This is a genomic window from Aquabacterium sp. A7-Y (genome assembly GCF_026153205.1).
GTDB lineage: Bacteria > Pseudomonadota > Gammaproteobacteria > Burkholderiales > Burkholderiaceae_C > Caldimonas.
Genome location: NZ_JAPFBW010000024.1, coordinates 1 through 14,854, shown reverse-complemented (window position 1 = coordinate 14,854; position 14,854 = coordinate 1). Strand labels below are relative to the sequence as shown.

The window sequence follows — 14,854 nt, the reverse complement described above, 5'->3', positions numbered from 1 at the left end:
AGCAACGGTCCCGGCCGGCTGCTCGCCTTGTACGGCTTCAGCTCTGGCCGATCGCCGCGAGCCAGGGGTCGATGGGCTCGCCGCCGAACTTCTCGATCAGGAAGTCGGTGAAGACGCGGGTGCGCTTGGGCAGGTGCTTGCGGCTCGGCAGCGCGACGTAAACCTTGTAGGTGGCGACGTGCCACTCCGGCAGCACCCGCTCCAGCGTGCCCTCGCGCAGCGCGTCGGCGACCGTGAGCGAGAGGGTCGCGGCGATGCCCATGCCGCAGGTCGCCGCCGAGGTGAGCAGGGCCGGGTTGTCGGAGCTCAGCATGCTGCGCTTGGGCGCCAGCGTCACCACTTCGGCCGTGCGGCCCTCGGTGTCGCGTCGGCAGAAGGTCCACTCGCTCGGCGCCAGCGGCAGCTCGGGCACCAGCACGTCCTGCACCGCCAGGTCGGCCGGGGTGGTCGGCCGGCCGCGGGCGCTGAGGTAGTCCGGCGTGGCGCACAGCACCACCTCGGAGTGGGCCAGCAGGCGCGCGACGAAGTCGCCGTTGATCTCGCGCAGGCCCTGGACCAGCAAGGTGACGTCGGCGTTCTCGTCGGGCGCTTCCAGGGGCGGCACGACCGAGATGTCCAGCTCCACCTTGGGATAGCGGCGCCTGAACTCCGGCAGGAGGCGCACCACGCCGGGCATCAGCAGCGGCCCCGGGCCTGCGACCCGCAGCGTGCCGCGCAACTCCTCGGTCGCGGTGAAGGCGTAGGCATTGGCCTCGTCGATGTCGTTGACGATCTGGCGCACCCTCTCCAGGTAGTTCGCCCCCACTTCCGTCAGCGCCAGGCTGCGTGTGGTGCGGTTGATCAGCCGCGCGCCGATCTGCTCCTCGAGGTCGGCCACCAGGCGTGTCACCACGGCCGGCGCGAGGTCGAGCGCGCGTGCCGCGCCGGCGAAGCTGCCTTCGTCGATCACGCGGACGAACACGCGCATAGCCTTGAGCTGATCCATGGCCGGGATTAAAGCAGAGGTGGCGCCGCCGCGGCGGGCCGCGGGGGCCCGGGGTGTGTTTGACAAGGTCAAGAACGCGTCTAAATCCGACAGCGCTTCCTGGAGGGCGTGTCATCCGCGGGGCTGAAGGGAATCCGGTCACAGGCGGCGGCCATGCGCCGGTCCCCCACCGTGCCGGAGCAGATCGAGCCGGTGGAGTGCTTTTTCACGGCGGCGGCCTGATCGTCGCCTACTCGAGCTGGAGCGTCAGGACGGGCCCGACCCGATCGCGCGCCACCTCGTCCGGATGGAACGGCAGGCGCGGCCACTGCTTGACGGCGTAGAGCATCAACTGGTCACGATCGTGCGTGGCGCCGGGTTGCGAGCTCTGCCCGTAGACGAGCAGGGCATGCGCCACCGGGCCGCGGTCGTCGAATTCCACGCTCTGCACATAACTTGTGCCGTAGTCGATGTCGTAGCCGCCGGCGCCCAGCCCGTTGGTCGCCTTCGTTTCGATCTTGTTCAACACGCCCTCGAATTCATCGCCCCCGTGGATCGCGGCGCGTCCATGCGGCGTGTTGTCCGCCTGCACGGCGCCGAGCGGCGCATCGAGCGGGATGCCATGCGCCTTGGAGGCAGCGGCGGCCTTGTCCAGCGCCTCCCACAACCCGGCGCGCACCGATGCGTCAGCAAGATGGAGCCCGCGCGGCGTGTTGACCGGGTCGGCCGGGTCGAACGGAACGCGCCACAGACGGGGCAGCTTGTGGGCCGTGCGCCAGAACTCGCGGAACAGGTGGGCGCCCTTCGATTCGACATTGCTGTGGCGGTCCCACTCGCGCAACGCGGCGCACGCTTGCTGCGCGTGGCCGGCCGGGGCTTGCGGGCAGGCGGCGAGCAGTTCGTCCATCACCAGGTGCCCCGTGTGGTTCCGGTTGCGAAACAGCTGTTCGCGCAGCGCGGCGGCGTCGATCCTGCCGCCGGCGGCTGCCAGCATGGCGGGAATCTCGACGAGTGCCGCACGGGTGCGCGGGCGCTGCAGCGTACCTGCCGAGCCCACCATCGGTGAAATGCCGGTGATCGGAGCGGCGGGGTTCGAGAGCCAGTAGCTGTCGTTGCTGTTCTGCACCCAGTCCTTGCGCACCAGCAGCGGCAGGCGTTCGAGCGGAGTCAGCCCGGGCACCGGCGAAGCGGGGTCCTGCCGCCAGGCGCATTCGCTGCGCGAGCCGTCGAGCACCGGCAAGCCTGCGGCGGCGAAAAGCGCGGCTGCACGAGGGCTCGCCGCACAGCGCTGGAGCTGGGCGGCGTCGACGTCGGGCACCACGCTGGCGTCGGCATAAAGTGCGTTGCCCTCGCGATCGGCTGCGATGGTGTTGACCCACGGAATACCGAGCCTGGCCAGCGCGGCTCGCGCGTCCTGCACGGTGCGCGCCTTGCCCAGGCCCAGCCACGCATCGGCCGAGCGCTGGTTGGCGGTGTTCGCATCGCGGATGGCGTAGGCGGTCTCTCCTGTCCAGGCGAGACCCGCCTTGGGAATCACGAGCACCGGGCCATGGCGTGTGGTCCAGACGGTGTGTTCGCGTGACTCGATGCGACCGTCGACCAGGGCTTCGTAGCGCACCGTGCGGGCCTGCATCGCCTCGGGCTGGCCGTCCACCAGGTAGTGTGTCGGGCGGCCGGGCACGAGCGACAGTTCATGCAGCGTGAAGCGCCGTCCGGTCGATACGGTGTGCGTCCATGCAAAGTCCTTGTTGAAGCCGATGTTCACCAACGCACCGTGGCCGGTGGCCGCGCCCATCACGTCGAGTTCGCCCGGGATGGTGAGGTGCATCTGCCAGAAGCGATTGACGCCCCGCCACGGGAAATGCGGATTGCCGAGCAGTGCGCCGCGTCCGTTGCGCGTGCTGTCCTTGCCGAAGGCCCAGCCGTTGGAGCCGATGGCCGGTTCGCGCAGTTCGTGTTCGTCGAGCGCGGCCACCGCGTCGTCCAGCGGCGGGAGAGGCGCCTGCGCGCTGCCGGACACCGGTGGCCTGGCGGTGACCACCGCGTCGGCCAGCGCGCCCACGCCGGCCTGCACCATGGTCTGCTCGGTCAGGCGCAGGTAGTCGGACAGCGTCATCGGCCTCACCCACGGCTGCTCGGCGCATGCCTTCGGCAGTTGCGTCGCGTGGTCACGCAGGTAGCGGTTGTAGCCGGCCACGTAGCCGCGGGCCATCGCTTGGGCTGCCGGGCTGGCGGCGCGCAGCGCCTGCTGCAGGCGGGCGTCGTCCATGTGGGCACGGATGAACACGTCGATCTGCTCGTTGGGCAGCATGCGCCGCGCCAGTTCGCCGCGTGCAGCGGGACCGAAAAAACGTGAGCGCTCACCACGCACCGTGACGAGGTGGTTCGCCGTCTGGCAGACGTTGTCCTGGGCGTGGGCATAGGCCACGCCGTAGGCGAGCGCTTCGTAGTCGGGCGCCACGATGTGGGCCACGCCGTGGGCCGTGCGCTGGATCTGCGCGGTGCGACCGGGGCTGCGGTCGAAGCCGGCGCAACCGGCCAGCAGCAGGGCGCTGCCCAGCAGCGCAAGGGGGGCAGAGGGGATTCTCAAGATGTCGTCTCCGTGGTGATATCGCGCCCGGCAAGGGCTGCGCCACGCTCGCCGCGCGGCGTGGCGGCGCGATTGTTCAGCGGGAGCCGAGGCAGACGCCAATCGGAAATTCGCAGCCGCGATAAGCCCTGCTTATGGAGGACACATGGACCCACAAGTGCGCTTCGAGCGCCTCGTCGCCCGGCTGCGCATGCGGCAACTGCGCCTGATCGACGAGACGGTCTCGCTCGGCAACCTGAAGCTCGCCGCCGAGCGTTGCGGCATGACCCAGCCTGCTGCCTCGCAGGGACTGCAGGACATCGAAACACTGGTGGGGACGCCGCTGTTCGAGCGGGGCCCCCGCGGCATGCGTCCCACCGCAGCCGGACACGCGCTGGCCGCGCACGCCCGCGGATGCCTGGCTGCGCTGCACGCGGCGTCGCGCGACCTCAGCGATCTCGAGTCGGGCCAGGCCCAGGCCTTGAGGGTGGGCGCGCTGCTGCCCGGCATACCGACGATTGTTTCGCCGGCCTTGCAGCGGCTGTGGAAGACCCATCCTCACTTCCGGCTCCGCGTGATCGAGGACAGCCTGCATCCGCTGCTCGACGGTCTGGCCACCGGCGCCTACGACCTGCTGGTGCTGCGCGGCATCGACGCCCTGCCGCCGGGGCTGGTGTTCGAGCCGCTGCTGGCCGACGAGGTGACGACGCTGGTGCGCCGCGACCACCCGCTCGCGCGTCGCCGCAGGCCGTCGGTGCAAGACCTGCTCGCGTTCAGGTGGCTGGTGCCGCCGCGGCCGTTGGCCACGGCGGAATCGCTGCACCAGTGGTTGCTGAGCCGCGGCCTGCAGCCGAGCTTCGCCCCGCTCGACAGCAACTCCCCGGCACTGGTGCCGATGGCCTTGCGGCACAGCGACGACGTGCTCGTCGCGCCGCGCTCGTACATCTGCCTGCTGGCTGCGGACCGTGGGTTGGTCCCGCTGCCGCTCGAACTCGGGCTGCCGCTTGCGCCGCTGGGGCTGCTCTACCGGCACCAGTCTGCGGCACCGCAGCGTGACTACTTCCTGGCGGCATGCCGCGAAGCGGCCGCAGAGGCTGCGTCAGCCGGCCGTGCCACGGCGAACTCCCTTCCAAGCCAGTTGCGACGCTGCGAATAAGGCAGCCTCACGGTTCACCATCAACCCGCCCCCGCTCATCCCCGGACCGCATACCTGGACGGCAGCGACCGCAGGCTCATCGGCACAGGTCCTGGTCCGAGGGCGGAACGGCCTGGGCCAGCTCGAACTCGGCCTCCTCGACGCCGCTTGGCGTCAGCGAGACCCAGTGCAGATGCCAGGGGTCGCGCACCAGCCCGAGGCTGCCGGTGTAGGACCAGGCCAGCGGCGAAGGCTGCACCCCCACCAGCGCGATCGAGGACGGGCCCAGTGCCAGGTGCATCAGGCGCTGGTCGGCCGCGGGGGTGTAGGCGACACGGTCGCGCACCGCGATGCCGGCTTCGCGCACTGTCGCCGGCATGCAGGGCAGGCTGGCGCGCGGGCGGCCCTGCTCGTCGAGCAGGTGGGCGAAGCCGTGCCCGTCCACGGTCGTGCCGACCACCAGGAAACGTCGCAGCGCCGGGATGTACTGGGCCTTGTAGGTGTAGTACTGCAGGCGGTTCTCCAGGGTGCGCCAGCCGCTCAGCTCGCCGGTCTCCGGGTCGAGCACGGCCACCCGCAGCCGGGCGTGCAACTCGCCCGGCACATAACGCTGCCAGACCAGCAGTGCGCGTCGAGGCGAGGCGGCCACCATGGGCCACCACTCGCGCTGTGCATGCGCGACGTTGATGTCGTGCAGCAGCCGGCCGTGCGTGTCGTAGACCTTGGCGTAGACACCGTTGCCGGTGCCCAGGTCGTCGACCCCGCCGCCGTTGATCCAGCCGTCCGAATAGAAGACCACGAACTTGTCGGCGGTGGCCGCGACATGGCCCGAGTGGCCGCCGGGTTCGACGTCCTGCGGATAGGGCGCCACCGGCTGCAGCTCCTCGTCGTAGATGGCATAACGCTGGCTCACCTCGCTGTCGCTGTTCCAGCCGTCCTCGAAGCTCAGCATCACGTGGCCGTTGTCGGTGCGTGCGGCCGACACCGGCTCCTGCGCCTCGGGCTTGCGGATCAGCACGTGCGGCGCGCTGATGCGCGCGTCTTCGGGACCCCAGCTCGACACATAGACGTCGTGCTGCCAGGCGCCGCTGTCGTCCGGACCGGTGGGCGGCAGGCCCGAACTGCTGAAGAAGATGCGCCAGCGGCCGTCGGCGCCTTGCACGGCCTCGATGCCGTGATTGAAGGCACGGCGGTCGCCTTCGTCCTGCGCCGGCCGGGCCCGGGTGCGGTCGGCGGGCGAGGATTCGGCGGCGCTCGCGGTCTGCGTGGATCCGTGGTCGGTGCCCCCTCCGCCGCAGCCGGCGGCCAGGGCGGACAACACAAACATCAGGCCGTTCAGGCCGGGGCGGAGGCGGGTCATGGGGGTCCTTTCCTTCGAGGGGCAGGGGGCTGGCGCGAGTGTCGGGCCGCCGGCCTGACATCCCGCTGACCCTCCGGCCGGTTTGGCAACAAGACGTGCGCCGGGGTCACGGCAGCACGCCGATCCGCCGGGCATAGGCCAAACAGCTCGTCGCGTCTGACACCGCTTGCATCGCACGCTCGTGTTGGCCGGGTGGTCCGGAATGCGGAAGAAGTCACGGCAAGGCCGGGGGCGTTGCTTCAGAGATCCAGGAAATTGCCGATAGCGCTTCGGTCACCAGCCTCATCAAGTAGACAGAAGTGCGATACCTCCAAAGCAGTCAAGCCCGCTTCACGGCCCTCATGGTGGGCATCTTCGTCGTCCTGTTCGTGACGACGCTGGCCGTCGTCCAGCTGTTCGTCACCCCCGAGATCAAGCGCACCGAAGGCAAGCTGGTGGGCCACGACGTCAATGCCATCGCGGTGCGCATCACCGAGCAGCTCAAGCAGGTCGAGGCCCAGCAGCGCAGCATCACTCAGACCGTGGCGCTGATGGAGAGCGACGCCATCGACATGCTCTTGCCCGGGCTGGTGGACCAATACGGCGACCCCAATGTGTTCGGCGGTGGCATCTGGCCGCTGCCCAACAAGCGCGACCCGGCGCGCGACCGTTTCAGCACCTTCTTCGCACGCGACGCGTCCAACAAGCTGAACGTCAACACCCACTGGAACACGCCCGAGTCGCTCAAATACTGGGAGCAGCCCTGGCACCTGGCAGGCCAGAAGGCGCCTCGCGGGCATTGCGCCTGGGCCAACGCCTATCAGGACGACGCCAGCCCCCAGCCGCGCACCAACTGCGCGATGGCCATCTACAAGGGTGAGGAGCTGTTCGGCGTTTCCACCATCGACGTGACGCTGGGCTTCTTCAACCGCCTGGTGGCCGACATGGAAGCGGCCGTGCAGGGCCAGATCCTGATCGTCGAGCGCGACGGCAAGATCGTCAGCAACAGCAGCCACATCCAGTCCGAGATCGTGCTGAAGAACGTGGCCGACCTGGCCGCGAGCGCACCCCTGGCCGCCGAGATCCAGCGCCAGCTGCCGAGCCTGAAAGGCGATGCGTCGCTGGAGGCCGAGTACGAGCGCGACGGCGAGGCGCACACCCTGTTCCTGCAGCCCATCCCCGGCAGCCCCTGGGTGCTCGCCACCGGCCTGCCGACCCGCCAGCTGACGCAGCAGAGCCGGGCCATCCTCGGCAAGCTGGGCATGGTGCAGATCCCGATGGCGGTGGCGCTGCTGCTGCTGGTGCTCGGCGGCGTGCGCATCCTGCTGAGCCGCCTGGACGTACTCCGCGTCAATATCGACGCACTGTCGGCCGGTGATGCAGACCTGACGCGCCGCCTGCCACCCGGCGGCAGCACCGAGTTCGATGCGATCACGCAAAGCTTCAACGCCTTCATCGAGCGGCTGCAGAAGATGATGCAGGAGGTCAAGGCCAGCACCACCTCGATCGCCGACGCCTCGCGCGAGATTGCCAGCGGCAACCAGGACCTGTCCTCACGCACCGAGAACCAGGCCAGCTCGCTGGAAGAGACCGCGTCGGCGATGGAGCAGCTGACCGGTACCGTGCAACAGAACGCCGACAATGCGCAGCAGGCCAGCCAGCTGGCGAGCGAGGCCTCCGCTGTCGCGGTGCGCGGCGGTTCGGTGGTGACGCAGGTGGTCGAGACGATGGGCACGATCAACCAGTCGTCCAAGAAGATCGCCGACATCATCGGCGTGATCGACGGCATTGCCTTCCAGACCAACATCCTGGCGCTCAACGCCGCGGTGGAAGCCGCACGCGCCGGCGAACAGGGCCGCGGCTTCGCGGTGGTGGCCGGCGAGGTGCGGACGCTGGCACAGCGCTCCGCCGCCGCAGCGCGCGAGATCAAGTCGCTGATCGTGGCTTCGGTGGAGCAGGTCGAGTCCGGCTCGGCGCTGGTGGACCAGGCCGGTACCACGATGCAGGAGGTGGTCGCGAGCACCTCCCGGGTGGCCGAGATCATCGCCGGCATCATGACGGCGAGTCGCGAGCAGAGCATGGGCATCGCCCAGGTCGGCCAGGCCATCTCGCAGATGGACGGCATGACCCAGCAGAACGCCGCGCTGGTGGAGCAGGCCGCCGCGGCCGCCGCTTCGCTGCAGGAGCAGGCGGGCCGGCTCGAAGGCATCGTCGGCGGCTTCAAGCTGCACGAGGGCGCGCGGGGCTGAGCCTTGCGTCCACGGGCCGGCGTGTGCCGGCCTGCTTTGCCTGCTTCAGTCGCTGGCCTCAGGCCGGCGCCGAGTCTCCGTGCGCGGCCCTCGGCGTGCCGGGTACGGCAGGCGCCGCCAGCCATGCGAGGCCCCTTACCGTCGCGAGCCACGCCGCCGCGGCAGCGGCCACGACCGGCCACGACATCTCAGCGCCCATCACCAGCGCAGCACGCACGCACAGCAGCACGGCGAAGCTGGCCAGCCCGCCGGCGGCCGCGCCCAGGAGCACGGCACGCCCCGGGCGCCCGGCGCAGGATCGCACGGCCCGCCGGCTGAGCCCCATTGCGAGCGCCGTCAGCGCGGTCAGGCCGAGCATCAGCACGGTGGCGCCCGGCAGGCGCCACTCGCCGAAGGCCAGGGCGGTGTGGCGCGCCTGGTCCAGGCCCCCGATGGGCAGCCAGCGGCCGGCGTCGCTGGCCAGCAGAAAAGCGCCGGCCCACAACAGGGCCGCGAGCCCGCCGGCTTCGCCGGGGCCCAGCTCGGGCAGCCTGCCGCCCGGTGCGCGGCGGCGGGCCAGCCAAAGCGCCAGCAAGGTGCCCCCCAGGCTCGCCAGCACATGGAGGTGCAGGTCTGCATCCAATTGGAACTGCGTCACCTGCCGCAGCCGTTCGGCATCGCCCGACATGCTCACCAGCATGCTGGGTGCGGTGAAAAACAGGCCCTTGAGGAGGCCGCACGCGAGGACCAGCGCGACAAGGAAACCCCATGGATGCAGCCGCCGGCTCCTGGGCGCGCGCTGACGGACGGCCAGCACGGTGGCGGTCACCACATAGGCTTCGACCAGCGCGAGCAAGGCCTGCTGCATCCAGAAGACGAGGCCGCCCATATCGGGCACGAAACGCCAGTGCAAAAAGCGCTGCCAGCCGAAGGACAGCAGGGCCAGTGTGGCGGCTGCGGTCAGGACGGGTCGCAGCGAGGCGGCGGGCGGGTTCATGGTCGGGTGCAGGAGAGGCTGCGCGGATTATGGGGAGGGACGAGCTCTGCCGCCTCCGCTCATTCAAGCGGGTCGTGCCCGCCTCGGCCGCAGGTCGACGTTGCCGGCGAGAACCCGCCGGGAGCCGTACGTCGTGGCGGGGGCCCGGGCTCGGGGGCTGGTGGCCGGTGGCCGGTGGCCGGTGGCCGGTGGCGTGGCGCTTCGCGTCGACGCAGCGCCAGGATGGTGAAGGTCGCAAGGTCTTTGTTGCGTTATGAGAAATGATGCATTCCGGTTCTCCGGGTTTATCCGTAAAGGGTTAATACCTACCATTCATCCCATCGATGAGCACAACCGAATCGCGCTTGCGACTCAGCGATGGGCCAGACGGCTTACCCGCCCGACCCGGACCTGTCCAACCTTGTGAAGAAATGGAACCCGACATGAACGCCAAGAAGAACCTGATCGCCGCCGTGATGACCGCCTTTGTCGCCACCGGCGCCTTCGCTCAGCAAGCCGCCGAGGCCCCGGTCGGCAAGACCCGCGCCGAAGTGAAGGCCGAGGTGGCCCGCGCCCGCGCCGCCGGCGAGCGCCTGCCGATCGACAGCGGTGAAGCTTCGGTGTTCGACGACTACAAGGCGCCCGCCGCCGCTCGCGCCACCGCGAGCCAGCCTGCCGCGAGCCAGCCGGCCGCCGGCAAGTAAGCTGGATGCGTCGACCGGCCGGGGTGCACCCGGCCTCGATCGAGAAACCCGCCGACGGCGGGTTTTTCCGTTTCTGCGTCCCGGTGTCGAAGGTCGAGGCCGGAGTGGGTTAGATTGACCCCCCATGACCGGAAACCCCCACCGATGTCCGCACTGAACCGCTCGCTGGGCATGTTGCGTTCGCTCGCGATCTACCACGGCGTGCCGGGACGGGCGGCGCGCACGCGGCGTTTTTATGCCCCCTTCGTGCCGGCCGGCGGGCTGGCCTTCGACGTCGGGGCACATGCCGGCAACCGGGTGCGCGCCTTTCGCGCGCTGGGCGCGCGGGTGGTGGCCGTGGAGCCGCAGCCCGACTTCGTGCGGCTGCTGCAACTCCTGTTCGGCCGCGACCCGGCGGTCGCGCTGCTGCCGGTCGCGCTCGGGCGTTGCCCCGGCGAGGCGCAACTTCTCGCCAGCGAGCGCACCCCCACGGTCAGCACCCTGTCGGCCGACTGGGCCCAGCGGGCCGGCGCGAGCGATTCCTTCCGCGGTGTGCAGTGGCAGCCCGGGCCGGTCGTGCCGGTGACCACGCTGGACGCCTTGATCGAGCGCCATGGCCGGCCCGACTTCGTCAAGATCGACGTCGAAGGGTATGAGCTGGAGGTGTTGCAGGGCCTGAGCCGGCCGCTGCCGGCCTTGTCCTTCGAATACCTGGAGCCGGTGCGCGAGCTGGCGCTCGGCTGCATCGCCCGGCTGGAGGCGCTGGGCCGCTACCGCTACAACTGGTCGGTGGGCGAGAGCCTGCGGCTGGTGCATCCCCGCGGGCTGGACGCCGCCGGCATGGCTCAGTGGCTGGCAGCGCTGCCGGCCGGGGCGCCCTCGGGGGATATCCACGCGCGGCTCGACAGCGAGGACTGACGGCGGCCCGGCGCCGCCGCGCCGCCGTCGAAGACATCGAGCAGCAGGTCGGTCAGCTGGTGCATGGCGCCCAGCGCCGGCCGGCTGGGTGTCAGTCCCGGCGTGAAACCCGCGGCACGCAGGCGCGCCATCAACCCGGGGTCGCTGCCGATGATGTGCACCGGCACGTCCCAGGCGGCCTGCCGGCCGCTGACCGCGGCGAGCGGCTGGTGGTCGCCGATCACGATCATCAGCAGCCGGCGCGGCGCCTGTCCGCCCAGATAGCCCGACAGCCACTCATAGGTGTAGCGCACCGAGCGTTCGTAGGCCGGCATGGGCTGCAGCCAGCTCACCGGCTCGGCCTCGGCCTGCGCGACCTCGGCCGCCGAGTAGGCGTCGCGGCCCAGCAGGCCCTGCCAGTCGGCGTGGTAGGGCGGCAGCGGGCGGAAGGGGGTGTGTGTATTGAGCGTCGGGAAGACCACAAAACGCGGCCGGCGTGGACCGGCCGTCGTGCTCGTGTCGGCGCCGGGGACCAGCTCCTGCGCATGCAACAGCGCCAGCGAGGCCTGGTCGGGGATGCGCCAGTAGCCGAAAGCCGGGCCCTGGTAGCCGATGCGGTCGGCGTCGGCATAGCGCTCGAAGCCGTAGAAGGCGCCCTCCGGCCAGGGCCGCTGCAGGCCGGGCATCCAGGCCACGGTGCGCCAGCCGTGGCGCGCGAAGTGGCTCACCAGCGTGGGCCGCTTGGTGGTGAGGAGCAGGTCGTGGTCGCCCGGGCGCCGGGTGTCGACGCCGCTGAGCAGCGCCGCGTGCGCCAGCCAGGACGAACCCCCGAAGGTCGGCGAGCGCACCCGTGCCGACACCACCTCGCGGCCGCTGGCCTGCAGGGCCCGCAGCAACTGCTGGCGCGAGGGCTGCAGCGCCTCCGACAGCGCTGTATCGTCCAGGGTCACGACGCCGTAGGACTCGGCGAAGACCAGCAGCACGTCGACGCCCTGCAGGGCCTGCAGGTCGCGCTCGAAGCTGGGGCTGGGCGACAGCCGCTGGTCGGCGCGGTGCGGCAGCAGCGCGTCGGGCAGCAGTTCGGCCTGGCGCAGCAAGGCCGGCGTGACCGGCAGCGAAAAGAACCAGCGTGTGTTGCTGTCGACGTACGGGTACACGGCGTGGCTGGCCGACAGCGCGAGCCCGGCCGCGAGCAGCCAGGGCCGCGGACGCTGCCATTCGAGGCTCGCCGCCAGCACGCCGGTGGCCCAGTGGATCACCGCGTACAAGGCCACCAGGACCCCCGCCGCCCCCGCCGCTGCGGCAGCGACCTGCCAGCCCGGCACACCGCTGGCAGCCAGCCTGGCCACCTGCCAGGCATGCTGCCCGTCCCAGTAGAGGTTGACCGGCCGGCCGAACAAGGTCGGCACCGTCACGTCCAGGTAGCGCAGCAGCACGCCCACCGTGTAGGCGGCCGCCAGCAGCGCCACGGTGCGCCGGCCGGCGCGGCCGCGCCACGCCACCCAGGCCATCAGCACCAGGGTGCCCAGGCACAGCTCGAAAGACAGGCGCTGCCCGAAGCGGATGCCGGCGGTGGGCCAGAGGTTCTCGAAGGTGAGCACCGCGTTGAGGACAAAAAACGCGAGTGCCGCGCGCGGCAGCCAGGCACGCCAGGTGGGCGGTCGCGCCGGGGCGGGGCCGCAGGCTTGCTGCGCGCAGCTCACTGGCGGCGCGCTTCGAACTCGATGATCAGGGCCACCTCGTCGCCCACCCAGCCGTTGTCGACGGCGTACTTCATGCCGTAGGCGCTGCGCTTGAAGCTGCCGCGTGCCGACACGCCCATCACATAGGGCTTGCGCAGCCCGCCGATCTCGTACTCGCCGCTCTTGTTCCAGGTCGCCTGCAGCACCAGCGGCTGCGAGCGGCCCAGCAGCTCCAGCTGCCCGCTGATCTCGAAGGTCCGCTCGCCGGTGCGCCTGGCGCCATTCGCGGTGAAGACCATGCGCGGGAACTCGGTGGCGTTGAGGAAGTCGGCGCCCTTGAGGTGATCGTCGCGCTTCTTGTTGTTGGTGAAGACGCTGGCGGTGTCGACCTCGATGCGCACGTCCGACAGCGTGGCGCTCTTTTCGTCGAAGCTGTAGCTGCCGCGTGCCGCCCGGAACATGCCCAGCACCTTGGCATAGCTGATGTGGTGCACCAGGAAGCCCACCGAGAGGTGCTCGGGGTCGATCTCGTAGCGCGCCGCCTGCGCCTGCACCGGACCGGCCGCCTGCAGCAGCACCGCGAGCAGGACCAGGCCGGCGGCACGCCACCACGAAAGCGCCGAGGCGCACCGATCTTGGACCAGGCTCATGCTTCGATCTCCAGGGCAAGGTGACGCCGGCGCGCCAGCCAGGCGACGTCGGCAGCAAAGGAATAGACCAGGGCGGCCAGACCGGCCGCCGCCATGGCGGACGCCCAGGCCGGCGGAATCACCGGCCCCAGGCAGGCAATCAGGCAGACGATCTGCACCACGCAGACCGCCTTGCGCCGAAAGCTGGGCGGCAGGGGCCGGCCCAGCCACGGCCACACGACGGCCGCGGCAACGAACGCATAACGCAGGCCGCCGGCCGCCAGCACCCAGGTGCCGGTGCGGCCGGACTGCAGGATCAGCAGCGAGAGCACCGCCATGAGCAAGGCGTCGGTCTCCATGTCGAAGCGCGCGCCGAAGGCGCTCGCCAGGCCGCGGGCACGCGCCAGCGGCCCGTCCAGCGCATCGAGCAGGGCAGCCGCCGTCGCGACACCGACCACCGCCCAGGCGAGGTCGGGTCGCCCGGCCAGCGGCTCGCCGAGGCCGCCCGCCAGCAGCGCCACGCCGGACAGCCGCAACAGCGTCACCCGGTTGGCCGCGCCGAAACGCCCGTGCGGCCGGTGCGCGGGCAGGCCGCGCCAGAGCAGCAGCGCGGCCAGGCCGCCCAGGGCCAGGCACTTGGCCGCATACCAGGGGCTCAGGCCCGCCAGCCGGCCCAGGCTCCACGCCAGCGGCGCGAGCAGCGCGGCGGCCAGCAGCAAATGCCGCAAGGTGTCGCGGGCCAGCGTCCCGGGCCCGTCATGGTGCAGCGCGCCGGGAGGCAAGCTCGCGAAGGGTTCGGGCAGAACGCCGGGCAGGGTGTCGCCGAACATCGCTTTAAGATCCTCCATCACTCCACATGACGCACATGTCAACCTCTTCTGTGCTTTCCGTCAATCCCTACAGTTCCGTGGGCGAGGCGCGGGCTTGCTGGCTGGCCGCGCCCGGACACGCCGAAATCCGTGTCGAGCCGCTGCCCGCGCCGGCCGACGGCGAGGTGCTGGTGCGCGCCCTGCACAGTGGCGTCAGCCGCGGCACCGAGGCGCTGGTGTTCCGCGGCGAGGTACCGGCCAGCGAATACGAGCGCATGCGTGCGCCTTTCCAGGCCGGCGAGTTCCCCGGGCCGGTGAAGTACGGATACAACAGTGTCGGTGTGGTCGAGGCGGGGCCGTCGGACCTGATCGGGCGCACCGTCTTCTGTTTGTATCCGCACCAGAGCCGTTATGTGGTGCCGGCCGAGGCGGTGCTGCCGCTGCCCGACGGTGTGCCGGCGGCGCGCGCGGTGCTGGCCGCCAACCTGGAGACCGCGATCAACGCGCTGTGGGATGCGGCGCCGCGCATCGGCGACCGCATCGCGGTGGTGGGCTGCGGTGTCGTGGGCCTGCTGGTGGCCTGGCTGGCGGCACGCCTGCCAGGCTGCAAGGTGCAGGCCATCGACACCGATGCGGACCGGCGCGGCATGGCCGAGGCGCTGGGCGCGCGTTTCTGCCTGCCGGCCGAGGCCAGCGCCGAAGCCGACATCGTGGTGCACGCCAGCGGCCATCCCGCAGGCCTGGCGACGGCGCTCGGCCTCGCCGGCTTCGAGGCCACCGTGCTGGAGCTCAGCTGGTACGGCCGGCGCCCGGTGCAGGTGCCGCTCGGCGAGGCCTTCCATGCCAGGCGCCTGACCTTGCAGAGCTCGCAGGTCGGCCAGGTCGCGACCGCCCGGCGCGGGCGCTGAGCGCGACGCGCGGCGTCGGCGCGTGGCCGTCGTCG

At 70.9% G+C, this 14,854-nt stretch carries 12 protein-coding genes; 5 read left to right on the top strand and 7 right to left on the bottom strand.

The window, feature by feature from the left end; genetic code table 11:
- Nucleotides 1–37 precede the first annotated feature (37 nt).
- Nucleotides 38–985: a LysR family transcriptional regulator gene (locus tag OOT46_RS20450; RefSeq protein ID WP_265405481.1), complete on the bottom strand. Its 948-nt coding sequence runs from the start codon at nucleotides 983–985 to the stop codon at nucleotides 38–40.
- A 229-nt stretch (nucleotides 986–1,214) separates the two neighbouring features.
- A complete protein-coding gene (locus OOT46_RS20445) occupies nucleotides 1,215–3,554 on the bottom strand; it encodes an acylase (RefSeq protein WP_265405480.1) in 2,340 nt (779 codons plus the stop codon).
- 145 nt (nucleotides 3,555–3,699) lie between these two features.
- Here OOT46_RS20445 and OOT46_RS20440 point away from each other — a divergent pair, with 145 nt between their 5' ends.
- Nucleotides 3,700–4,689 (top strand): LysR family transcriptional regulator, encoded by a 990-nt coding sequence (locus tag OOT46_RS20440; RefSeq protein ID WP_265405479.1) that lies wholly within the window; start codon nucleotides 3,700–3,702, stop codon nucleotides 4,687–4,689.
- A 76-nt stretch (nucleotides 4,690–4,765) separates the two neighbouring features.
- On the opposite strand, the gene OOT46_RS20435 is transcribed toward OOT46_RS20440, so the two are convergent.
- Nucleotides 4,766–6,028 (bottom strand): hypothetical protein, encoded by a 1,263-nt coding sequence (locus OOT46_RS20435; protein WP_265405478.1) that lies wholly within the window; start codon nucleotides 6,026–6,028, stop codon nucleotides 4,766–4,768.
- 299 nt (nucleotides 6,029–6,327) lie between these two features.
- On the opposite strand from OOT46_RS20435, the gene OOT46_RS20430 reads away from it, so the two are divergent.
- Complete coding sequence (locus OOT46_RS20430) at nucleotides 6,328–8,256, top strand: methyl-accepting chemotaxis protein (RefSeq protein WP_416136234.1); 1,929 nt, start codon at nucleotides 6,328–6,330, stop codon at nucleotides 8,254–8,256.
- A gap of 58 nt (nucleotides 8,257–8,314) precedes the next feature.
- Here the strand turns inward: OOT46_RS20430 and OOT46_RS20425 are convergent, their stop codons facing one another.
- Complete coding sequence (locus OOT46_RS20425; RefSeq protein ID WP_265405477.1) at nucleotides 8,315–9,232, bottom strand: hypothetical protein; 918 nt, start codon at nucleotides 9,230–9,232, stop codon at nucleotides 8,315–8,317.
- A gap of 422 nt (nucleotides 9,233–9,654) precedes the next feature.
- On the opposite strand from OOT46_RS20425, the gene OOT46_RS20420 reads away from it, so the two are divergent.
- Together OOT46_RS20420 and OOT46_RS20415 are read left to right on the top strand one after the other, a co-directional pair.
- Nucleotides 9,655–9,915, top strand: a complete 261-nt coding sequence (locus tag OOT46_RS20420) for a DUF4148 domain-containing protein (protein ID WP_265405476.1) — start codon at nucleotides 9,655–9,657, stop codon at nucleotides 9,913–9,915.
- A 144-nt stretch (nucleotides 9,916–10,059) separates the two neighbouring features.
- Nucleotides 10,060–10,812, top strand: a complete 753-nt coding sequence (locus OOT46_RS20415; RefSeq protein ID WP_265405475.1) for an FkbM family methyltransferase — start codon at nucleotides 10,060–10,062, stop codon at nucleotides 10,810–10,812.
- Here OOT46_RS20415 and OOT46_RS20410 read toward each other — a convergent pair.
- Genes OOT46_RS20410 through OOT46_RS20400 form a run of 3 tightly spaced genes read right to left on the bottom strand, consistent with a single transcriptional unit; the run spans nucleotide 10,740 to nucleotide 13,950 of the window.
- On the bottom strand, nucleotides 10,740–12,494 hold the full coding sequence (locus OOT46_RS20410) for a hypothetical protein (protein ID WP_265405474.1): 1,755 nt from the start codon (nucleotides 12,492–12,494) through the stop codon (nucleotides 10,740–10,742). The genes OOT46_RS20415 and OOT46_RS20410 overlap by 73 nt on opposite strands.
- A complete protein-coding gene (locus tag OOT46_RS20405) occupies nucleotides 12,491–13,123 on the bottom strand; it encodes a YceI family protein (RefSeq protein ID WP_265405473.1) in 633 nt (210 codons plus the stop codon). The genes OOT46_RS20410 and OOT46_RS20405 overlap by 4 nt, the downstream gene beginning before the upstream one ends.
- The gene (locus tag OOT46_RS20400) at nucleotides 13,120–13,950 is read right to left on the bottom strand and encodes a CDP-alcohol phosphatidyltransferase family protein (RefSeq protein WP_265405472.1); all 831 of its coding nucleotides are present in this window, start codon (nucleotides 13,948–13,950) and stop codon (nucleotides 13,120–13,122) included. The genes OOT46_RS20405 and OOT46_RS20400 overlap by 4 nt, the downstream gene beginning before the upstream one ends.
- A gap of 17 nt (nucleotides 13,951–13,967) precedes the next feature.
- Here OOT46_RS20400 and OOT46_RS20395 point away from each other — a divergent pair, with 17 nt between their 5' ends.
- Nucleotides 13,968–14,819, top strand: coding sequence for a zinc-dependent alcohol dehydrogenase (locus tag OOT46_RS20395; RefSeq protein WP_265405471.1), 852 nt, complete (start codon nucleotides 13,968–13,970; stop codon nucleotides 14,817–14,819).
- Nucleotides 14,820–14,854 lie beyond the last annotated feature (35 nt).

Bases quoted from the DNA above. Each gene is read 5' to 3' on its own strand.
- OOT46_RS20435 (WP_265405478.1), bottom strand. From the start codon at position 6,028: ATGACCCGCCTCCGCCCCGGCCTGAACGGCCTGATGTTTGTGTTGTCC.
- OOT46_RS20405 (WP_265405473.1), bottom strand. From the start codon at position 13,123: ATGAGCCTGGTCCAAGATCGGTGCGCCTCGGCGCTTTCGTGGTGGCGT.
- OOT46_RS20450 (WP_265405481.1), bottom strand. From the start codon at position 985: ATGGATCAGCTCAAGGCTATGCGCGTGTTCGTCCGCGTGATCGACGAA.
- OOT46_RS20415 (WP_265405475.1), top strand. From the start codon at position 10,060: ATGTCCGCACTGAACCGCTCGCTGGGCATGTTGCGTTCGCTCGCGATC.
- OOT46_RS20400 (WP_265405472.1), bottom strand. From the start codon at position 13,950: ATGGAGGATCTTAAAGCGATGTTCGGCGACACCCTGCCCGGCGTTCTG.
- OOT46_RS20420 (WP_265405476.1), top strand. From the start codon at position 9,655: ATGAACGCCAAGAAGAACCTGATCGCCGCCGTGATGACCGCCTTTGTC.
- OOT46_RS20395 (WP_265405471.1), top strand. From the start codon at position 13,968: ATGTCAACCTCTTCTGTGCTTTCCGTCAATCCCTACAGTTCCGTGGGC.
- OOT46_RS20425 (WP_265405477.1), bottom strand. From the start codon at position 9,232: ATGAACCCGCCCGCCGCCTCGCTGCGACCCGTCCTGACCGCAGCCGCC.
- OOT46_RS20440 (WP_265405479.1), top strand. From the start codon at position 3,700: ATGGACCCACAAGTGCGCTTCGAGCGCCTCGTCGCCCGGCTGCGCATG.